A 20,585-nucleotide genomic window follows, 5' to 3' on the forward strand; every position below is an offset into this window, starting at 1 on the left:
CTACACTCGGCACAGCTCGCACGAGCACCCGACCCTTTAACGACACGTCCCGTGAGGCGTGGAAGGGAGAACACCGCATGACCAGCACCGACCCTGCCCTGGAGAGGGGAGCCGAGAGCTCCCGCGTCCTCGGGCCCGAGGAGATCCGGCGCGCGCTGACCCGCATCGCCCACGAGATCCTCGAGAGCGACCACGGCGCCGAGGACCTCGTCCTGCTCGGCATCCCGCACCGCGGCGTGCCGCTCGCCCGCCGCCTCGCCGAGCTCATCGCCCGCGCCGAGGGCCGCCCTGACGGCGCCGACCTCGCCGACCTGCACGGCGCGCTCGACATCACCATGTACCGCGACGACCTGCGCAGCAATCCCACCCGCGCGCCGAGCCCCACCCGGATCCCCGCCGCCGGCATCGACGGACGCACCGTCGTCCTCGTCGACGACGTGCTCTACTCCGGCCGCACCGTCCGCGCCGCCCTCGACGCGCTCAGCGCCATCGGCCGACCCGCCGCCGTGCGCCTGGCCGTGCTCGTGGACCGCGGCCATCGCGAGCTGCCGATCCGCGCCGACCACGTCGGCAAGAACCTGCCCACCTCGCGCAGCGAGCGCGTGCACGTCCAGCTCACGGAGACCGACGGCACCGATGCGGTGGACATCGTCCGCCCGGCCCGCACGACGGGGGAGGGGCGCGCATGAGGCACTTCATCTCGATCGCGGACCTCCGCCGCGAGGAGGCCCTCGAGGTCCTCGCGACCGCCGAGCACATGGCCCAGACCCAGTCCCGCGCGATCCGCAAGCTGCCCACCCTCGTGGGCACCACCGTCGTGAACCTCTTCTTCGAGGACTCCACCCGCACCCGGATCAGCTTCGAGGCCGCGGCCAAGCGCCTCTCGGCCGACGTCATCAACTTCTCCGCCAAGGGCTCGAGCATCTCCAAGGGCGAGTCGCTGAAGGACACCGCGCTCACCCTCCAGGCGATGGGCGCCGACGCGGTCGTGGTGCGCTCGGGCTCCTCCGGCGCGGCGCACCTGCTCGCCCACGCCGGCTGGATCGACCAGCCCATCGTCAACGCCGGCGACGGCGCGCACGAGCATCCCACCCAGGCGATGCTCGACACCTTCACCATGCGCCGCCACCTGCGGCCCGGCGACCCGCACGCGGGCCTCGACGGCCTTCACGTCGTGATCGTCGGCGACGTGCTCCACTCCCGCGTCGCCCGCTCGAACGTGCTGCTGCTGACCCTGCTCGGCGCCCGCGTCACGCTCGTCGCCCCGCCCGCGCTGGTGCCCGTCGGCGCCTCCGCCTGGCCGTGCGAGATCTCCTATGACCTCGACCAGGCCCTCGCCGCCGGTCCCGACGCCGTGATGATGCTGCGGGTCCAGCACGAGCGGATGGTCGGGGGCGGCTTCTTCCCGACGGCGGGGGAGTACTCCCGCCGCTACGGGCTCAGCGCCGCGCGCGCCGCCTCGCTGCCCGAGCACACGATCGTGATGCATCCTGGCCCGATGAACCGCGGCTTCGAGATCGCCGGCTCCGTCGCCGACTCCCCCCGCAGCGTCATCGTCGAGCAGGTCGCCTCCGGCGTGTTCGTGCGCATGGCCGTGCTCTACCACCTGCTCGCCACCGACGCCCGGGAGGCCCCCCGTGACCGCTGACACCACCACCGCCACCACCGGCTCCCCGGCCCCGCTGCTGCTGCGCGGCGGTCGCCCCTACGGCGAGGACGTGCAGGACATCCTGATCCGCGAGGGCCGGATCGCCGCGATCGGCGGCGAGCTCGAGGTGCCGGACGGCGTCGAGGTGATCGACGCCGAGGGCTGCGTGATCCTCCCCGGTCTGGTCGACCTCCACACCCACCTGCGCGAGCCCGGCGGCGAGGAGGCCGAGACCGTCGAGACCGGCACCCGCGCCGCCGCCCGCGGCGGCTTCACCGCCGTGCACGCCATGGCCAACACGACCCCCGTCGCGGACACCGCGGGCGTGGTCGAGCAGGTCGCGATGCGCGGCGAGGCCGCCGGCTGGTGCGCCGTCCGCCCCGTCGGCGCGGTCACCGTGGGCCTCCAGGGCGAGCGGCTCGCCGAGCTCGACGCGATGGCGAACTCCCGCGCCCGCGTCCGCGTGTTCAGCGACGACGGCAAGTGCGTGCACGACCCGGTGCTGATGCGGCGCGCGCTGGAATACGTGAAGTCCTTCGACGGCGTGATCGCCCAGCACGCCCAGGACCCGCGCCTGACCGAGGGCGCCCAGATGCACGAGGGGCTCGTCTCGGCGGAGCTGGGGCTGACCGGCTGGCCGGCCGTGGCCGAGGAGTCGATCATCGCCCGCGACGTGCTGCTGGCCCAGCACGTCGGCTCCCGCCTGCACGTCTGCCACCTCTCGACCGCCGGCAGCGTGGACATCGTGCGCTGGGCCAAGCAGCGCGGCATCGCGGTCACCGCCGAGGTCACCCCGCACCACCTCCTGCTGACCGACGAGAACGTGCGCCAGTTCGACGCGGTGTTCAAGGTCAACCCGCCGCTGCGCACCGCCGCGGACGTCGAGGCGGTGCGCGAGGGCCTGGCCGACGGGACCATCGACATCGTCGCGACCGACCACGCCCCCCATCCCGCGGACGCCAAGGACCGCGAGTGGGACCAGGCTGCGATGGGCATGACCGGGCTCGAGACCGCGCTGTCCCTGGTCCAGTCCACGATGGTCGACGAGGGCCGCCTCAGCTGGCGCGACGTCGCCCGGGTGCTCTCCGAGAAGCCCGCCGAGATCGGCCGCGACCAGGACCACGGCCGACCGGTCGCGGTGGGGGAGCCGGCCCACCTCCTCGTCTGGGACCCGCACCCGGTGCGGGTCGCGGACCCCGCAGAGCACGCCTCCCAGGGCCGCAACTCTCCCTTCGCGGGCCTCGAGCTGCCCGGCGCGAACCGGCTCACCCTGCTCGGCGGCCGGCCCACCGTGCGCGACGGCGCGGTGGTGGAGAGGTGAGCGGGCGGGTCGTCCCGGTCCTCCTGCTGGCGGTGCTGTTCGCGCTGATGATCGGCGCGATGGTGCTCGGCTGGCGCCGACGGGGCCGCTCGCAGGCCCATCTGCCGGCCCCGTCGGCCCGGACGCTCGAGGAGCTCGGCGAGGCCACCGCCCACGGGCCCGTCGGCGCGGTCTACGTCGACACCGTCCTCGCCGAGCAGCCGCTCGAGCGGGTCGTCGCCCACCGCCTGGGACAGCGCGCCCGCGCCGAAGTCAGCCTCGGCGAGCAGGGCACCTGGCACCTCGAGCGCGAGGGCACCGGGCCGCTCACCATCCCCGCCGCGGCCGTCCGGGAGGTCACCTCCGGGCCCGGCATGGCGGGGAAGTTCATCGGCGGCGACGGCCTGCTGATCATCCGCTGGAGCCTCGGCGACCAGCTCCTGGACACCGGCCTGCGCCTCGACCGGCGCGCCGACCACGACCTCCTGCTCTCCCGGAAGGAGCACTCATGACCACCCCCGCCCCCGCCACCCCCAGGCCCTCGGGCCGTGCGCGCCGCGAGCGCGCGCTGCTGATCCTCGAGGACGGCACCGTGCTGCGCGGCTCCGCCTACGGCGCGCGCGGCGCCCGCTTCGGCGAGGTCGTCTTCACCACCGGCATGACCGGCTACCAGGAGACCCTCTCGGACCCCTCCTACGCCGGGCAGATCGTCGTGCAGACCGCCCCGCACATCGGCAACACCGGCGCGAACGCCGAGGACATGGAGTCCCGCCGCGTGTGGGTGCGCGGCTACGCCGTGCGCGACGCGAGCCGCATCGCCTCCTCCTTCCGCGCCGAGCAGAGCCTCGACGACCTCCTGATCAGCAGCGACGTGGTCGGCATCAGCGACATCGACACCCGCATGCTCACCCGTCGGCTGCGCGAGGAGGGCTCCGCCCGCGGCGGCATCTTCTCCGGAGAGGCCCTCGAGGCCTCGGAGGAGGAGCTGCTCGCCCAGGTGCGCGAGCAGCCGCAGATGGCCGGCTCGAGCTTCGTCGAGGAGGTCACGATCGCCCAGCCCGTCGTGCTCGAGCCCGAGGGCGAGGCGGTCGCGACCGTCGCCGCCGTGGACCTCGGCATCAAGGGCGCCTCGCCGCGCTCCATGCTCGCCCGCGGCCTGCGCGTGCACCTGCTGCCCGCCACGACCTCGCTCGAGGACCTCCTCGCGATCGGTGCCGACGCCGTCTTCTTCTCCAACGGCCCCGGCGATCCCTCCGCCGCGACCGCCCAGATCGAGCTGCTGCGCGGCGTGCTCGACGCAGGCGTGCCCTTCTTCGGCATCTGCTTCGGCAACCAGCTGCTGGGCCGGGCGCTCGGCTTCGACACCTACAAGCTGAAGTTCGGTCACCGCGGCATCAACCAGCCCGTCCAGGACCGCGAGACCGGCCAGGTCGCGATCACCGCGCACAACCACGGCTTCGCCGTCGACGTGCCGCTCGAGGGCGAGCACACCGCCCCCCATGACGGGGGCCGCTACGGCCGGGTCGTCGTCTCGCACGTGGGCCTGAACGACGACGTGGTCGAGGGGCTGCGCTGCCTCGACCTCCCCGCCTACTCCGTCCAGTACCACCCCGAGGCTGCCGGCGGCCCCCACGACGCCTCGCCCCTCTTCGACCGACTGGTGGAGCTCGCCGTCGCGCACCGCGCCGCCTCCGCCGACAAGGAGTCCTGATGCCCCGCCGTACCGATATCTCCTCCGTCCTCGTCGTCGGCTCCGGCCCGATCGTCATCGGCCAGGCAGCGGAGTTCGACTACTCCGGCACCCAGGCCTGCCGCGTCCTGCGCGAGGAGGGCCTGCGGGTCATCCTGGTCAACTCCAACCCGGCCACGATCATGACCGACCCGGAGATCGCCGACGCCACCTACATCGAGCCGATCGACCCGGACATCATCCGCTCGATCATCGCCGCGGAGCGGCCCGATGCGATCCTGCCGACGCTCGGCGGGCAGACCGCGCTGAACGCCGCGATCGCCCTGGCCGAGAACGGGACCCTCGAGGAGTTCGGCGTCGAGATGATCGGCGCGAACCTCGAGGCGATCAACAAGGCCGAGGACCGCCAGCAGTTCAAGGAGGTCGTCGAGCGGGTCGGCGGCGAGTCCGCCCGCTCGCGGATCTGCCACACCATGGACGAGCTGCTCGAGGCGGCCGACGAGCTCGGCTACCCGATGGTGGTCCGGCCCAGCTTCACCATGGGCGGGCTCGGCTCCGGCATGGCCTACGACGAGGCGGACCTGCGCCGCATCGGCGGCGACGGCCTGCACTACTCGCCGACCTCCGAGGTCCTGCTCGAGGAGTCGATCCTGGGCTGGAAGGAGTTCGAGCTCGAGCTCATGCGCGACAGCGCCGACAACTGCGTCGTGATCTGCTCGATCGAGAACGTCGACCCCGTCGGCGTGCACACCGGCGACTCGGTCACCGTCGCCCCCGCGCTGACCCTCACCGACGTCGAGATGCAGAAGCTGCGCGACCTCGGCATCGCGATCATCCGCGAGGTCGGCGTCGACACCGGCGGCTGCAACGTCCAGTTCGCCACCCACCCCGAGACCGGCCGCATCGTCGTGATCGAGATGAACCCCCGCGTCTCCCGCTCCTCGGCGCTCGCCTCGAAGGCCACCGGCTTCCCGATCGCGAAGATCGCCGCGCGCGTCGCGATCGGCTACACCCTCGACGAGATCCGCAACGACATCACCGGCACCACCCCGGCCAGCTTCGAGCCGGCGCTGGACTACGTCGTGGTCAAGGTGCCCCGCTTCGCCTTCGAGAAGTTCCCGGCCGCGGACCCGACGCTCACCACCACCATGAAGAGCGTCGGCGAGGCGATGGCCCTGGGCCGCAACTTCACCGAGGCCCTCGGCAAGGCGCAGCGCTCCATCGACGCCAAGGGGGCGTCCCTGGACTACACGGGCACGCCGCCGAGCGCCGCCGAGGTCGCCGCTCTGCTGGACGAGGTGCGCACCCCGACCTCCGAGCGCCTGGTCGCCATCGCGCGGATCCTGTGGTCCGCGGCGGAGGGGATCCTCGACCCCGTCGAGACCCTCGACCGCCTCGTCGAGGCGACGGCGATCGACCGCTGGTTCCTCGACCAGATGCTGATCGTCGCCGAGCTGGCCGCGGAGATCCGCGCGAGCGACGTGCTGGACGCGGACCTGCTGGGCCTGGCCAAGCGGCACGGCCTCTCCGACGAGCAGATCGGCGCGCTCACCGGCCGCAGCGGCGACGTCGTCAAGGGCGTGCGCGAAGCGCTGGGGATCAACCCGGTCTACAAGACGGTGGACACCTGCGCCGCGGAGTTCGCCTCCCGCACCCCGTACCACTACTCGACCTACGACCAGGAGACCGAGATCGAGCCCCGCGAGAAGCCCGCGGTGCTGATCCTCGGCTCGGGCCCCAACCGCATCGGGCAGGGCATCGAGTTCGACTACTCCTGCGTCCACGCCGCGATCGCGCTCGGCGATCCGGAGCTGCCCGGCGGCGGCTACGAGACGGTCATGATCAACTGCAACCCCGAGACGGTCTCGACCGACTACGACATCGCCGACCGGCTCTACTTCGAGCCGCTCACCTTCGAGGACGTCGTCGAGGTGTACGAGGCGGAGAAGGCCGCCGGCCCTGTCGCCGGAGTCATCGTCCAGCTCGGCGGCCAGACCCCGCTCTCCCTTGCGCGCCGCCTCGAGGCGGAGGGCCTGCCGATCATCGGCACCAGCCCCGCCGCGATCGACAACGCCGAGGACCGCGGCCACTTCGGCGCCGTCCTGGTCGAGGCCGGCCTGCCCGCCCCGCCCTACGGCACCGCCTGGGCGCTGAACGACGCGATCGAGGTCGCCGCGGAGGTCGGCTATCCGGTGCTCGTGCGGCCCAGTTACGTGCTCGGCGGCCGCGGCATGGAGATCGTCTTCGACGAGGCGGGGCTGGTCGACTACGTCGGCCGCAACCTGCCCGACGGCGGCCGCGCTGAGGCGCCGATCCTCATCGACAGCTTCCTGGATACCGCGATCGAGATCGACGTGGACGCCCTCTACGACGGCGAGGAGCTCTATCTCGCCGGCGTCATGGAGCACATCGAGGAGGCCGGCATCCACTCCGGCGACTCCGCCTGCACCCTGCCTCCGGTCACCCTCGGCGATCCGGTGCTCGAGCGGATCCGCGCCTCGACCCTCGCGATCGCCGAGGGCGTGGGCGTGCGCGGCCTGCTCAACGTGCAGTACGCGCTCTCCCACGGCGTGCTCTACGTGCTCGAGGCGAACCCCCGCGCCTCCCGCACCGTGCCCTTCGTCGCGAAGGCCACCGGGGTGCCGCTCGCGCAGGCGGCGGCGCTGCTCATGGCCGGTACCTCGATCGCGGACCTGCGCCGTGGCGGCGTGCTCCCGGCCACCGGCGATGGCTCGGACCTGCCCGAGGACTCGCCGATCGCGGTGAAGGAGGCGGTGCTGCCGTTCAAGCGCTTCCGCACCCGCGAGGGACGCGCCGTGGACTCGGTGCTCGGCCCGGAGATGCGCTCGACGGGCGAGGTGATGGGCATGGACTCGACCTTCCCGCTCGCCTTCGCGAAGTCGCAGCTGGCGATCTCCGGACAGGGCCTGCCCACCGCGGGCACCGCCTTCGTCTCGGTCTCCGACCGCGACAAGCGCTCCCTCCCGCTGCCGGTGGCGCGCCTGGCCGCGCTCGGCTTCGAGATCCTCACCACCGAGGGCACCGGGCGGGTGCTCGGGCGCTACGGGATCCCCTGCCGCGTGCTGCGCAAGGCCTCGGAGGAGGGCGAGGGCGCGAGCGTCATCGACCTCATCGAGGCGGGCGAGGTGGACCTCGTGCTGAACACCCCCTCCGGCTCCAACGCCCGCGTCGACGGCTACGCCATCCGCGCCGCCGCGACCAGCATGGACGTCCCGATGATCACGACGCTGCAGGAGTTCCAGGCGGCCGTCCAGGCGATCGAGGCGCGCCCCGTGGAGTCCTTCGAGGTCCACAGCCTCCAGGCCCACACTGCGCGTCTGCGCGAGGTGCGGGCGGCCGGGGCGTCGGCATGAGCACCGCCCCGGCGAGCTTCGGACGGCGCCTGCAGGAGGAGACGGCCGCGCGCGGCCGCCTCGTCGCGGGCGTCGACCCGCACGCCGCGCTGCTGGAGTCCTGGGGGCTCCCCGACAGCCCCGCGGGGCTGCGGGAGTTCTCCCGCACGGTGCTCGAGGCCGTCGCCGGGCACGTCGTCGCGCTCAAGCCGCAGTCGGCGTTCTTCGAGCGCCACGGCAGCGCCGGCGTCGCGGTGCTCGAGGAGCTGCTGGCCGCGGCCCGCGCGGCGGGGGTGCTCACGATCCTCGACGTCAAGCGGGGCGACATCGGCTCGACGATGGGCGCCTATGCGCAGGCGCACCTGCTGCCCGGTGCGCCGCTCGAGGCCGACGCGATCACCGTCAGCCCCTATCTGGGCACCGGCTCCCTCGACCCCGCGGCCGAGCTCGCCCTGGCCCACGGCAAGGGGCTGTTCCTCCTCGCCCTGACCTCCAACCCCGACGGACCGCAGGTCCAGCACGCGAGGACCGACCAGGACACGCCGGTCGCGCTGGAGATCGCGCGACACGCCGAGAGGATCGGCGGCGCCGCGCCGGGGGAGTGGTCGAGCATCGGCCTGGTCGTCGGCGCGACCGTCGGCGACGCCTACCGCCGCCTCGGCCTGGACGCCGTCGCGCCCTCGGTCCCGCTCCTCGCCCCCGGCGTCGGGGCCCAGGGCGCCGGACCTGCGGAGATCGCCGATGTCTTCGGTGAACGTGCAGGTCAGGCGCTGGTCTCGGTGTCCCGCGGCCTGCTCGCGGCAGGGCCGGACAGGGCGGCGCTCGCCCAGCGCGCGGAGGAGCTGGCAACGACCTTCCGCTGAGGCCGAGGAGCTCTCCCGCACGGGGCCCCGACACCGCCGGAGGACGGCGGATTCGAGGCCCCGAAACGCACCGGACCTGGGACTTAGCGTGTCAAAAGTGCCCTCGGCCACGAATATGGGGTTACGCTCTTCCCACACCGGGCTCCTCCCGGACCCGCAGGACAACCGCGACAGAACAAGAGGTAAGAACAGTGGCTCTCCCTCCCCTCACCCCTGAGCAGCGGGCCGAGGCCCTGAAGAAGGCCGCCGAGGCCCGCCGCGAGCGCGCGGCCATCAAGGCGCGGCTCAAGGACAGCGCCGGCCACCGCGGCGAGGAGATCAAGAAGGTCCTCGCCGAGGCCGAGTCCAACGAGGTCGTCGGCCGTCTCCGCGTCTCCGCCCTGCTCGAGGCCCTGCCCGGCGTCGGCAAGGTCAAGGCCCAGCAGATCATGGAGGAGATCGGCATCTCTCCCTCCCGCAAGATCCGCGGCCTCGGCTCGCACCAGGCGGAGAAGCTCGTCGCCCACTTCTCCGAGTGAGCCCTGATCTTCCCACCGGGGCCGGCGCCGCGACGGCGCCGGCCCCGGTCACCGTCCTGGCCGGCCCCACCGCGGTGGGCAAGGGGACCGTCTCCGCGGCGATCCGCGCCCGCTACCCCCAGATCTGGCTGTCCGTCTCCGCGACCACCCGCGCGCCCCGCCCCGGCGAGGTCGACGGCGTGCACTACCGCTTCGTGGGCGAGGAGGAGTTCTCCCGCCTGATCGAGGACGGCCAGATGCTCGAGTGGGCCGTGGTCCACGGCCGCAACAAGTACGGCACCCCGCGCGGCCCCGTCGAGGAGAAGGTCGCCGAGGGCCGCCCCGTGCTGCTCGAGATCGACCTCGCCGGCGCCCGCCAGGTGCGCGAGAGCCTCCCTGAGGCGCGCTTCGTCTTCCTCGCCCCGCCGGACTGGGACACGCTCGTGCAGCGCCTCGTGGGCCGCGGCACCGAGGACGAGGAGGAGCGCGAGCGTCGTCTCGCGACCGCCCGGGTCGAGCTCGCCGCGGAGGACGAGTTCGACGTGACCATCGTCAACGACTCGGTGGACCGCGCCGCCGACGAGCTCGCACGCCTGCTCGGCGTGAACGACCTCACCTGACCCCTCTCGCTCCTGCCCTCGCCGCCGCGCGCGGTGTGGCGTATCCTGGAGCGTCGCACGTCGTCACCCAGGAAGGGACATCCGTGGCCGGAACAGTCGCACAGCCCGAAGGCATCACGAACCCCCCGATCGACCGTCTCCTCGAGACCGTCGACTCGAAGTACGCCCTGGTGCTGTACGCCTCCCAGCGCGCCCGCCAGATCAACGCGTACTACTCGCAGCTCTCCGAGGGTCTGCTCGAGTTCGTCGGCCCGCTGGTCGACGTCGAGAACCAGGAGAAGCCGCTCTCGATCGCGCTGCGCGAGATCGACGAGGGCCTCCTCACCGTCCGCGAGATCGACGAGGAGGAGTACGCCGCGCAGAACGAGCCGGACCCCAACGCCCCGGCCCCGCTGCTGCTCGGCGACGACGCCCCCGAGGTTCCGCCGACCGACTTCCCCCTCTGATCCCGGCCCTCGCCGGTCGTCGCACGGAGCAGGCATGAGCAGCCAGCCGCGCACGCTCGCCGGAGCCCGCGTCCTCGTGGGCGTCGGCGGCGGGATCGCCGCCTACAAGACCGCGCACCTGGTGCGCGGTCTTGTCGGTGAAGGGGCCGAGGTGCGGGTGGTCCCCACCCCCGCCTCGCTCGAGTTCGTGGGCTCCTCGACCTGGGAGGCGCTCAGCCACCACCCGGTGCTCACCTCCGTCTTCGAGGACGTCGACGAGGTCGCCCACGTGCGGTACGGCCAGCAGGCCGATCTCACCGTCATCGCCCCCGCCACCGCGGACCTGCTGGCGCGGATGCGGATGGGCCGCGCCGACGACATGCTCACCGCCTCGCTGCTGGTGACCCGCGGCCCCGTGGTCGTCGCCCCCGCCATGCACACCGAGATGTGGGAGCACCCCTCCACCCGCGAGAACGTCGCCGTGCTGCGCGAGCGGGGAGTGACCGTGCTCGAGCCCGCCGTCGGCCGCCTCACCGGCCCCGACTCCGGACCGGGCCGCCTGCCCGAGCCCGAGGCGATCCTCGACGCCGCCCGCGCCGCGATCGCCGCGCCGCGCGACGAGCGCGGGGGAGCGCTGCGCGATCTCGTCGGCCGCGAGCTGCTGATCACGGCCGGCGGCACCCGCGAGGAGCTCGACCCCGTCCGCTTCCTCGCCAACCACTCCTCCGGCCGACAGGGCTGGGCCCTCGCCCATGCGGCCCTCGTGCGCGGCGCGCGGGTGCGCCTGGCCGCCGCGAACGTCGCGCTCGAGACCCCGCCCGGCGCGGACCGTCTCGACGTGGGCAGCGCCGCCGAGCTCGCCGAGCTCGTCGCCGCCCAGCTCGGCCAGGTCGACGCGCTCGTCATGGCCGCCGCCGTGGCGGACTTCACCTCCGCCGGCCGCGCGGACCAGAAGATCAAGAAGGACGAGGCCGCCCCGGACTCCGTGCCGATCCTCGCCCTGGCCCGCACCCAGGACATCCTGCGTCACAGCGTCGTCTCCCGCGGCGGGGCCGCGCGCCCCGCGATCGTGGGCTTCGCCGCCGAGACCGGCGGGGACGGCGCCGCGGCCCTGGACCTCGCCCGGCGCAAGGCGCGCCGCAAGGGCGCCGACCTGCTGGTCTTCAACGACGTCAGCGCCGGGGTGTTCGGCACCGCGGACAATGAGGTGCGGATCCTGGACCGCGACGGCGAGGAGGTCGCCCACGCCGCGGGAAGCAAGACCCTCGTCGCCCACGCCGTGCTCGACGAGCTCCTCGGTCGTCTCCCGGAAGTACCCTGATCCCCATGACCACCAGCGAGCTGCGCACCTTCACGTCCGAATCGGTCACCGAGGGGCATCCCGACAAGATCTGCGACCAGATCTCCGACGCGATCCTCGACGACATGCTGAACCAGGACACGGGCGCCCGCGTCGCCGTGGAGACCATGGTCACCACCGGGCTCGTGCACGTCGCCGGCGAGGTCCGCACGACCGGCTACAGCGACGTCTCCAACATCGTGCGCGACGTGATCCGCGAGATCGGCTACGACTCCTCCGAGAAGGGCTTCGACGCGGACTCCTGCGGCGTCGAGGTCTCGATCGGCGCGCAGTCCCCGGACATCGCCCAGGGCGTGGACACCTCCTTCGAGGCGAGAGGCGACGTCGCGGCCGAGGCCTTCGCGCGTCTCGGCGCCGGCGACCAGGGGCTCATGTTCGGCTACGCCTGCAACGACACCCCCGAGCTGATGCCGCTGCCGATCCACGCCGCGCACCGCCTCACCCAGAACCTCTCCACCGCCCGCCGCGACGGCGTGCTGCCCTACCTCCGCCCCGACGGCAAGACCCAGGTCTCCATCGGCTACGACGAGGACGGCGTGGCCCGCAGCGTCGAGGCCGTCGTCGTCTCCACGCAGCACAGCGAGGAGGTCGACCTCGACGCCCAGCTCGCGCCCGCGATCTCCAAGGTCGTCATCGCCCCGGTCCTCGAGGACCTCGCCGCGCAGGGCCTGGACGTCTCCGAGGTCGTCACCCACATCAACCCCTCCGGCCGCTTCGTGCTCGGCGGGCCCAAGGGCGATGCGGGCCTGACCGGCCGCAAGATCATCGTCGACACCTACGGCGGGATGGCCCGCCACGGCGGCGGCGCCTTCTCCGGCAAGGACCCCAGCAAGGTCGACCGCTCCGGCGCCTACGCCATGCGCTGGGTCGCCAAGAACATCGTCGCCGCCGGCCTCGCCGACCGCTGCGAGGTGCAGGTCGCCTACGCGATCGGCGTCGCCGAGCCGGTGGGCCTGTACGTCGAGACCTTCGGCACCGGGAAGGCGCCCGCGCACCGGATCGCCGCCGCCGTGCGCAAGGTTTTCGACCTCCGCCCCGCCGCGCTGATCGAGGCGCTGGACCTGCTGCGCCCGATCTACTCCCTCACCTCCGTGCACGGCCACTTCGGCCGGGAGCTGCCCGAGTTCACCTGGGAGCGCCGCGACCGCGCCGAGGAGCTGGAGCGCGCCCTGTGACCGCCCCCGACACCTCCGGCGCCCCCGGCGCGGGCCGCACCGCCCCGACGCTGGACCCCGCCCTCGCCGCCCGGCTCAAGCACGACGGCGCCGGCCTGCTCACCGCCGTCGTGCAGGACGCGAGCGACCTGCGGGTGCTGATGGTCGGCTGGATGGACGACGAGGCGCTGCGGCGCACGCTCACCACGGGCCGGGCGACCTACTGGTCCCGCTCCCGCGGCGAGTACTGGCGCAAGGGCGACACCTCCGGCCACGTCCAGTTCGTGCGCTCCGTCGCGCTGGACTGCGACGGCGACACCCTGCTGGTGCAGGTCGACCAGGTCGGGGCCGCCTGCCACCGCGGCACCGACACCTGCTTCGACGGCGGCGACCTGGACTCCGTCGTGCTGACCGAGAAGGAGCGTTCCCTGTGACCGTCGAGGACGCCCGCCCCGAGGCCTATCCCGAGCGCATCGGCGGCCGTGAGGGCATCGCGCTGGGCGAGATCACCCCGGACCGCGAGACCTTCCGCGAGCTCGCCGCACGCCAGCGGGTCGTCCCCGTCTCGGTGCGACTGCTGGCCGACGAGGACACCCCCGTCTCGCTCTACCGCCGGCTCACCGCCGACGGCGGCACCCGCGGCACCTTCCTGCTGGAATCCGCCGGGGAGGGCGAGGCCTCCCGGTACTCGATCATCGGCACCCGCGCCCGTGCGGTGCTCACCGAGCGGGACGGCGCCGCGCACTGGCGCGGCGACGTCCCCGCCGGGGTGCCCACCTCCGGCAGCCCCGTCGAGGCCCTCGCGGCCGTGACCTCCGCGTTCCGCGCAGCCCGCCAGCCCCATCTGCCGCCCTTCTCCGGCGGGCTCGTCGGCTACGTCGCCTACGACGCGGTGCGCCACTGGGAGAAGCTGCCCGAGGCGCCGCCGGACGAGATCGGTCTGCCGGACCTCTCGATGCTGCTGGCCCAGGACGTCGTCGTCCACGACGCCCACGACTCGACCGTCGTCCTGGTCGCCAACGCCCTGAACCTCAACGCCACCGACGACGGCGTGGACGCCGCCTACGACGACGCCCTCGCCCGCCTCGAGACGCTCCGTCAGCGGCTGCGCACCCCCGCGGTCGGCGGGCCGACCGTCTACGACACCGTCAGCGACCTCGAGCCCAAGGCCCGCACCGCCCAGCGCGAGTACGAGGCCGCGGTCCACGAGGCGGTGCGCGACATCGTCGACGGGGAGATCTTCCAGGTCGTCCCCTCGCAGCGCTTCTCCCTGCCGATCGCGGCGGACCCGCTGGACGTGTACCGGGTGCTGCGCCGCATGAACCCCAGCCCCTACATGTACCTGCTGCGCACCGAGGACGCCGACGGCGAGCCGATCGACGTGGTCGGCGCGAGCCCCGAGTCGCTCGTGACCGTCCGCGGCACCACCGCGACGACCCACCCGATCGCCGGCTCCCGCCCCCGCGGCGCGAGCCCGGAGGAGGACGAGCACCTGGCGGCCGAGCTGCTGGCCGACCCGAAGGAGCGCTCCGAGCACCTCATGCTCGTGGACCTCGCCCGCAACGACCTGCAGAAGTTCTGCGCTCCCGGCACCGTGGTGGTGCGGGACTTCATGCACATCGAGCGGTTCAGCCACATCCAGCACATCGTCTCCACCGTCACCGGCACCCTGCGCGAGGACGCCGCGGCCTACGACGCGCTGCGCGCCACCTTCCCGGCCGGCACCCTCTCCGGCGCCCCGAAGCCCTCCGCGATGCGGATCATCGACCGGCTCGAGCCCGTGCGCCGCGGCGTCTACGGCGGGACGGTCGGCTACTTCGACTTCGCCGGCGACATGGACATGGCGATCGCGATCCGCACCGCCGTGATCAAGGACGGCACCGCGCACGTGCAGGCCGGCGGGGGAGTGGTCGCCGACTCCGACGCGACCATGGAGCACCGCGAGACCCAGGCCAAGGCCGCCGCCGCGCTGCGCGCCGCCGCCTCCGCCGACACCCTCCGCCCCGCATGAGCGCCGAGCAGCGACCGCGCCGCACCGGGCCCTCGCGCCGCGCCGCCGTCCTCGGCGGCCTCGTCGCCGCGGGCGCCCTGGCCGGCACCACGCGCGCCACCTGGGTGCAGGCCACCGCCCCCGACCTCGCCGGCACCGCGCAGGACGTCGCGGTCAGCGGCGCGGACGCCGCCCCGGCGGTGCTCGCCCTCGCCCTCGCGGCCCTCGCCGCGGCGCTGGCGACCTCGCTCTCGAGCCGCTGGGTGCGCCTCCTCACGGGGCCGGTCCTGATCGCCGCCGGGCTCGGCGCGGGACTCGCCTCCCTCCCCCCGCTGCGCGACCCCGCCGCGGCCGCCGGCTCCGCCGTCGCCGAGTCCACCGGGGTGGTCGGCGCGGAGGTCGCCGCGGACGCGACCAGCTGGCCGCTGATCGCCCTCGTCCCGGCCCTCGCCGTGATCGCCACCGGCGTGATCGTGCTGATCGCAGGCGGTTCCTGGCCCGTCGGCAGCCGCTACCGCAGCGCCGCCGTCACCACCGCCGCCGACCCCGCGGAGGACCCCGCCGCCGCCTGGGACGCCCTCACCCGCGGCGAGGACCCGAGCCTCGCCGGCCCCGGCGAGGACGAGGACGCACCGCGCGCGGGGACGGACCCCGCGGATGCTCCCGGGGCCGACGGCGCCGGGACGCCCCCGCAGCGCTGACCGCCTCGCGCAGCACGCCGCGGACGATGCCGTCGTCCGACGGCATGACGTGGCACAATGGCCCCGACCGGGACCCAGACTGGAGAAGGATCATGTCGAAGACCTACACCGTGCCGCCGCCGCCCCATCACAACGAGGGGAAGACCGTCGCGGCGTGGACGATGAACATGGGCATCGTGATCGGCTCCGTCCCGATCGCCGCGGGCCTCATCCTCCCCGAGATGACGGTGCTGATCTGGGTCGGCGCCGCGATCGTCGTGCTCGCGATCCTGGCCGGCGTCGTGATGTCCAAGGCCGGCCTCGGCCAGCCGAAGAAGTACGGCCACCCGGTCTCCGAGGCCGTCGCCGTCGCCGAGACCCGTCCCGACGAGGCCCCCGCCGAGGCCGGCACCAGGTGACCCTCGCGGCGCAGGAGCGGGACGAGCAGCTCGGCGCGGGAGTACCCGCGCGCGGTGCGCACCGGCTCCTGCTGCCGCTCGGCATCATGGGCGCCGCACTGGCGCTCGCGGTCGGGGTGCAGCTGATCTTCGACCCGTTCCGCACCCATGTGCCGCTGTGCATCGTCAACCACCTCACGGGCATCGAGTGCCCCGGCTGCGGAGCGCTCCGCGCCGTGCACTCCCTGCTCGCCGGCGACCTGCTGCTGGCCCTGCGCAGCAACCTGCTGATCATCCTCGCGATCCCGCTGACCGCGATCGGCATGGGGGTGTGGGCGCTGCGCCGGGCGCGGGGCCTCACCACCGAGCTGACGCCCTCCCGCACGACGGTGCTCGTGCTCACCGGCGTCGTGCTGGTCTTCACGGTCCTGCGGAACCTCCCCGCCTTCTGGTTCCTGGCACCGATCTCGTACGTCGGCGGCTGAGCCCCGCCTCGCGGACCGCAGCTTCGTGCACGCCGCCGCCCCACCCGCTTCAGGAGGACCGAGTGACCACCACCGGAACCGTTCTCGACGACATCATCGTCGGCGTCCGCGAGGATCTCGCCCCCCGGCGCCGCGCCGTGCCGGACGCCGAGATCGAGGCGCGCGCGCACGCCGCCGCCCCCGCCCTCGACGCCCGCGCCCGTCTCGCCGGCGACGGCACCACGATGGGCCTGATCGCCGAGGTCAAGCGCGCCAGCCCCTCCAAGGGCGCCCTGGCGGAGATCCCCGAGCCGGCCGAGCTCGCCGGCACCTACGCGGACTCCGGAGCCTCCGCGATCAGCGTTCTCACCGAGCAGCGCCGCTTCCGCGGCTCCCTCGCCGACCTCGACGCCGTCCGCGAGAGGGTCGACGTGCCGGTGCTGCGCAAGGACTTCGTCGTCGAGCCGTACCAGGTGCACGAGGCCCGCGCCCACGGGGCCGACATCGTGCTGCTGATCGTCGCCGCGCTCGAGGACGGACCGCTGCAGGAGCTGTACGCCCTCACCGGCGAGCTGGGCATGCAGGCGCTGGTCGAGACCCACACGGAGGAGGAGCTCGAGCGGGCCCTCGCCCTGGACCCGCAGCTCCTCGGCGTCAACGCCCGCAACCTCAAGGACCTCACCGTCGACCTGGGCCGTGCCGCGGCGCTGCTGCGCCGCATCCCCGCCGGTCCCCTCGCCATCGGCGAGTCCGCGGTCGCCTCCCGCGCCGACGTCGAGGCCTACGCCTCCGCCGGCGCGGACGCCGTCCTGGTCGGCGAGGCCCTGGTGACCTCCGGGGACCCCGCCGACGCCGTCTCCTCGTTCCGCAGCGTCGCCCGCCGCGGCCGCCCCCTCCCGGAAGGAGCCCAGGCATGAGCACCCCCGACCCCGTGCTGCCCGACCTCACCCGACCCTCGACGGCGCTGCGCTCCGAGGCCGGGCCCTACTTCGGCGACTTCGGCGGGCGCTTCCTGCCCGAGGCGCTCGTGCCCGCCCTCGACGAGCTCACCGAGACCTACGAGAAGGCGATCGTCGACCCCGAGTTCAGCAGCGAGCTGCGGCGTCTGGCCGCCGAGTACACCGGGCGTCCCTCGCTGCTGTCCGAGGCGCCGCGCTTCTCGGCCCTCGCCGGCGGCGCGCGGATCCTCCTCAAGCGCGAGGACCTCAACCACACCGGCTCGCACAAGATCAACAACGTGCTCGGCCAGGCGCTGCTGACCCGTCGCATGGGCAAGACCCGCGTGATCGCCGAGACCGGCGCGGGCCAGCACGGCGTCGCCACCGCGACCGCCGCGGCCCTGTTCGGGCTCGACTGCACGATCTACATGGGCGCCGAGGACACCGAGCGCCAGGCCCTCAACGTCGCCCGCATGCGCCTGCTCGGCGCCGAGGTCGTCGCCGTCGAGCAGGGCTCCCGCACCCTCAAGGACGCCATCAACGAGGCCTTCCGCGACTGGGTCGCGAACGTGGAGACCACCCACTACCTGCTGGGCACCGTCGCGGGACCCCACCCGTTCCCCGCCATGGTGCGCGACTTCCACCGCATCATCGGCGAGGAGGCCCGCGCCCAGACCCTCGAGCGCGTGGGCCGACTGCCCGACGCGGTCGTCGCCTGCGTCGGCGGCGGCTCCAACGCGATGGGCATCTTCCACGCCTTCCTCGACGACACCGATCCGCTCGTGCGCCTTGTCGGCTGCGAGGCCGGCGGCGACGGCGTCGCGTCCGGCCGTCATTCGGCGACCATCACCGGCGGCTCCGCCGGGGTGCTCCACGGAGCGCGCAGCTTCGTCATGCAGGACGAGGACGGCCAGACCATCCCCTCGCACTCCGTCTCCGCCGGGCTGGACTACCCCAGCGTCGGCCCCGAGCACGCCTGGCTCGCGGACATCGGCCGCGCCGAGTACCGCGCGATCGACGACGGCCCCGCCATGGAGGCCTTCGCGCTGCTGTCCATGACCGAGGGCATCATGCCCGCGATCGAGTCCGCCCACGCCCTCGCCGGCGCGCTCGAGCTGGGACGCGAGCTCGGGGAGGACGCCGTGATCCTGGTGAGCCTCTCCGGCCGCGGGGACAAGGACGTGGACACCGCCTCGCGCTGGTTCGGGCTGGTGGGCGACGATCCCGCGCGCGCCGACCTCGCCGCCCTGCGCGATCTCGCCCGCACCGCCGCACCCGCCGCCCAGGAGGAGGCCCGATGACCGCCGCCGACACCCACCGCCTGCGCGCCGGCGACGCCCTGGACCGCGCCCGCGCCGAGGACCGCGCCGCGCTCATCGGCTACCTGCCCGTCGGATATCCCGACCTCGACCGCTCGATCGAGGCCGCGAAGGTGCTCATCGACCACGGCGCGGACATGATCGAGCTGGGCCTGCCCTACTCCGACCCCGTCATGGACGGCGCCGTGATCCAGCAGGCCGCCTCCGCCGCGCTCGAGCGCGGCACCCGCACCCGGCACGTCCTGGAGGCCGTCGAGCAGCTCTCCGGCCGCGGCGCCGCGATCCTGGTGATGAGCTACTGGAACCCGGTGCTCGCCTACGGTCCCGACGCCTTCGCCCGCGACCTCGCCGCCGCCGGCGGCGCCGGGCTGATCACCCCCGACCTCATCCCCGACGAGGGCGCCGACTGGATCGCCGCCTCCGAGCAGCACGGCGTGGACCGTGTGTTCCTCGTCGCGCCGAGCTCCCCGCGGGACCGGCTCGAGCATGTGGTCTCGCACACGCGCGGATTCGTGTACGCGGCGAGCACCATGGGCGTCACCGGCACCCGGGCCAGCGTCTCCACCGCCACGGAGGGCCTCGTCGAGCGCACCCGGGCGGCCGGGGCGAGGAACGTCTGCGTGGGCCTGGGCGTCTCGAACGGTGAGCAGGCCGCGCAGGTCGGCGCGTACGCTGATGGAGTGATCGTCGGCTCCGCCTTCGTGCGCGCACTGATCGAGCACGAGGGCGACGACGCGGCGGCCCGCACGGCCCTCGCGGCCGTCGCGGCGGATCTCCGCAGCGGCGTCGAGCGCGCCCGCACCTGACCACCCCCGCAGGACCCACATCCGAGAGGAGAGCACGCGATGATCCCCAGCCCGAGCATCTCCGCTCTCTCCCTCGGCCCCCTCACGATCCACTTCTACGCGCTGTGCATCCTCGCCGGCATCGGTGTCGCGCTGTGGTGGGCGACGAAGCGGTGGGAGGCCCGCGGCGGCGACGGCGACACCCTCTTCGACATCGTCTTCGTCGCGGTGATCGCCGGGATCATCGGCTCCCGCGTCTGGCACGTCCTGACCTCCCCGGCGCCCTTCTTCGGCCCCGGGGGCGACCCGCTCTCGGTGCTGTACATCTGGCAGGGCGGGCTCGCGATCTACGGCGGCGTCGCCGGCGGCGCCCTCGCGGTGTGGATCATGGCCCGGCTCAAGGGCGTCTCCTTCACCGCGCTGGCCGACACGATCGCCCCCACCATCATGCTCGCCCAGGTGCTGGGCCGCTTCGGCAACTGGTTCAACCAGGAGCTCTACGGCCCGCCGCTGGACGCCTGGTGGGCGTGGGACGTGACCTGCGAGACGAACGGGGCCACGATCGCCGGCTGCGTGCCGGGCACCTACCACCCCACCTTCCTGTACGAGCAGCTGTGGAACCTCGCCGGCCTCGCCGTGCTCCTGCTGCTCAGCCGCCGCTTCCAGTGGGCGGGCGGCCGTGTGTTCTGGGCCTACGTCGCGATCTACTCCACCGGACGCGCCTGGATCGACGCGATCCGCTCCGAGCCCGTGCTGATGGTCGGCCCGCTGCGCATCCACACCCTCGTCGCCCTGCTCATGGTGCTCGTGGGGGTGGGTATGTTCGTGCTGCTCACCCTGCGCAAGCGGAAGCGCGGGGGAGAGGTCGTCGCCGCCGACGGCTCCTTCAGCCTGCCCGCCCAGACCGAGGGCAACGGCCCCGACGAGGACGAGGTCGAGAAGTCGGGCACGCCTCCCTCTCCCGGCCCCGCTCCCTCACCCGGCCCCTAGGGACCCTCCTCCGGACGACGCGAAGCGCGCGGAGGGCGGCCCGGGGCCCGGGCGCTCGTCGGATCCTCGACGAGCCCGTCACCGGCCGCCGCTCCAGAAGGGCTCCCGCGT

21 protein-coding genes are annotated in these 20,585 nt (G+C 73.7%); all 21 read left to right on the forward strand.

From position 1 onward, the window contains the following. The first annotated feature begins 77 nt into the window (after positions 1 to 77). The 21 genes from pyrR to lgt all read left to right on the forward strand — a co-directional run bounded on the left by pyrR (position 78) and on the right by lgt (position 20,474). Positions 78 to 689, forward strand: a complete 612-nt coding sequence (gene pyrR, locus DS079_RS14915) for a bifunctional pyr operon transcriptional regulator/uracil phosphoribosyltransferase PyrR (protein WP_010550647.1) — start codon at positions 78 to 80, stop codon at positions 687 to 689. Then, a complete protein-coding gene (locus DS079_RS14920) occupies positions 686 to 1,648 on the forward strand; it encodes an aspartate carbamoyltransferase catalytic subunit (RefSeq protein WP_126988603.1) in 963 nt (320 codons plus the stop codon). Before pyrR ends, DS079_RS14920 begins: the two co-directional genes overlap by 4 nt. After that, on the forward strand, positions 1,638 to 2,969 hold the full coding sequence (locus DS079_RS14925) for a dihydroorotase (protein ID WP_126988604.1): 1,332 nt from the start codon (positions 1,638 to 1,640) through the stop codon (positions 2,967 to 2,969). Before DS079_RS14920 ends, DS079_RS14925 begins: the two co-directional genes overlap by 11 nt. Next, positions 2,966 to 3,460, forward strand: coding sequence for a PH-like domain-containing protein (locus tag DS079_RS14930; protein ID WP_126988605.1), 495 nt, complete (start codon positions 2,966 to 2,968; stop codon positions 3,458 to 3,460). Before DS079_RS14925 ends, DS079_RS14930 begins: the two co-directional genes overlap by 4 nt. After that, a complete protein-coding gene (carA, locus tag DS079_RS14935) occupies positions 3,457 to 4,659 on the forward strand; it encodes a glutamine-hydrolyzing carbamoyl-phosphate synthase small subunit (RefSeq protein ID WP_126988606.1) in 1,203 nt (400 codons plus the stop codon). The genes DS079_RS14930 and carA overlap by 4 nt, the downstream gene beginning before the upstream one ends. Further along, positions 4,659 to 8,012 (forward strand): carbamoyl-phosphate synthase large subunit, encoded by a 3,354-nt coding sequence (gene carB / locus DS079_RS14940; protein ID WP_126988607.1) that lies wholly within the window; start codon positions 4,659 to 4,661, stop codon positions 8,010 to 8,012. The genes carA and carB overlap by 1 nt, the downstream gene beginning before the upstream one ends. Then, positions 8,009 to 8,854, forward strand: coding sequence for an orotidine-5'-phosphate decarboxylase (gene pyrF, locus DS079_RS14945; protein WP_126988608.1), 846 nt, complete (start codon positions 8,009 to 8,011; stop codon positions 8,852 to 8,854). Before carB ends, pyrF begins: the two co-directional genes overlap by 4 nt. Positions 8,855 to 9,045: 191 nt before the next feature. After that, positions 9,046 to 9,372, forward strand: a complete 327-nt coding sequence (mihF, locus tag DS079_RS14950; protein ID WP_062951048.1) for an integration host factor, actinobacterial type — start codon at positions 9,046 to 9,048, stop codon at positions 9,370 to 9,372. Next, the gene (gmk, locus tag DS079_RS14955; protein ID WP_010550655.1) at positions 9,369 to 9,971 is read left to right on the forward strand and encodes a guanylate kinase; all 603 of its coding nucleotides are present in this window, start codon (positions 9,369 to 9,371) and stop codon (positions 9,969 to 9,971) included. Before mihF ends, gmk begins: the two co-directional genes overlap by 4 nt. Positions 9,972 to 10,054: 83 nt before the next feature. Next, positions 10,055 to 10,417 (forward strand): DNA-directed RNA polymerase subunit omega, encoded by a 363-nt coding sequence (rpoZ, locus tag DS079_RS14960; protein WP_010550656.1) that lies wholly within the window; start codon positions 10,055 to 10,057, stop codon positions 10,415 to 10,417. Positions 10,418 to 10,451: 34 nt separating this feature from the next. Continuing rightward, positions 10,452 to 11,717 carry a bifunctional phosphopantothenoylcysteine decarboxylase/phosphopantothenate--cysteine ligase CoaBC gene (coaBC, locus tag DS079_RS14965; protein WP_126988609.1) on the forward strand — a complete coding sequence of 422 codons (1,266 nt, stop codon included), beginning with the start codon at positions 10,452 to 10,454 and terminating at the stop codon, positions 11,715 to 11,717. Positions 11,718 to 11,722: 5 nt separating this feature from the next. After that, positions 11,723 to 12,931, forward strand: a complete 1,209-nt coding sequence (gene metK, locus DS079_RS14970; RefSeq protein WP_010550658.1) for a methionine adenosyltransferase — start codon at positions 11,723 to 11,725, stop codon at positions 12,929 to 12,931. Beyond that, positions 12,928 to 13,344, forward strand: a complete 417-nt coding sequence (gene hisI / locus DS079_RS14975; RefSeq protein ID WP_164736275.1) for a phosphoribosyl-AMP cyclohydrolase — start codon at positions 12,928 to 12,930, stop codon at positions 13,342 to 13,344. Before metK ends, hisI begins: the two co-directional genes overlap by 4 nt. After that, complete coding sequence (locus tag DS079_RS14980) at positions 13,341 to 14,921, forward strand: anthranilate synthase component I (RefSeq protein ID WP_010550660.1); 1,581 nt, start codon at positions 13,341 to 13,343, stop codon at positions 14,919 to 14,921. The genes hisI and DS079_RS14980 overlap by 4 nt, the downstream gene beginning before the upstream one ends. Continuing rightward, a complete protein-coding gene (locus DS079_RS14985) occupies positions 14,918 to 15,601 on the forward strand; it encodes a Trp biosynthesis-associated membrane protein (RefSeq protein WP_126988610.1) in 684 nt (227 codons plus the stop codon). The genes DS079_RS14980 and DS079_RS14985 overlap by 4 nt, the downstream gene beginning before the upstream one ends. A gap of 92 nt (positions 15,602 to 15,693) precedes the next feature. Beyond that, positions 15,694 to 15,999 carry an HGxxPAAW family protein gene (locus tag DS079_RS14990; protein ID WP_126988611.1) on the forward strand — a complete coding sequence of 102 codons (306 nt, stop codon included), beginning with the start codon at positions 15,694 to 15,696 and terminating at the stop codon, positions 15,997 to 15,999. Beyond that, positions 15,996 to 16,463 carry a DUF2752 domain-containing protein gene (locus DS079_RS14995; RefSeq protein ID WP_126988612.1) on the forward strand — a complete coding sequence of 156 codons (468 nt, stop codon included), beginning with the start codon at positions 15,996 to 15,998 and terminating at the stop codon, positions 16,461 to 16,463. The genes DS079_RS14990 and DS079_RS14995 overlap by 4 nt, the downstream gene beginning before the upstream one ends. A gap of 62 nt (positions 16,464 to 16,525) precedes the next feature. Then, entirely contained in the window at positions 16,526 to 17,359 is an 834-nt protein-coding gene (trpC, locus tag DS079_RS15000) for an indole-3-glycerol phosphate synthase TrpC (RefSeq protein WP_126988613.1), read from the forward strand. Beyond that, positions 17,356 to 18,681: a tryptophan synthase subunit beta gene (gene trpB, locus DS079_RS15005; RefSeq protein ID WP_126988614.1), complete on the forward strand. Its 1,326-nt coding sequence runs from the start codon at positions 17,356 to 17,358 to the stop codon at positions 18,679 to 18,681. The genes trpC and trpB overlap by 4 nt, the downstream gene beginning before the upstream one ends. Beyond that, on the forward strand, positions 18,678 to 19,505 hold the full coding sequence (gene trpA, locus DS079_RS15010) for a tryptophan synthase subunit alpha (RefSeq protein WP_126988615.1): 828 nt from the start codon (positions 18,678 to 18,680) through the stop codon (positions 19,503 to 19,505). Before trpB ends, trpA begins: the two co-directional genes overlap by 4 nt. A gap of 39 nt (positions 19,506 to 19,544) precedes the next feature. After that, complete coding sequence (lgt, locus tag DS079_RS15015) at positions 19,545 to 20,474, forward strand: prolipoprotein diacylglyceryl transferase (protein ID WP_010550667.1); 930 nt, start codon at positions 19,545 to 19,547, stop codon at positions 20,472 to 20,474. The last annotated feature ends 111 nt before the right edge of the window (positions 20,475 to 20,585 follow it).

Source organism: Brachybacterium paraconglomeratum (assembly GCF_003994255.1).
Taxonomy (GTDB): Bacteria; Actinomycetota; Actinomycetes; order Actinomycetales; family Dermabacteraceae; genus Brachybacterium; species Brachybacterium conglomeratum.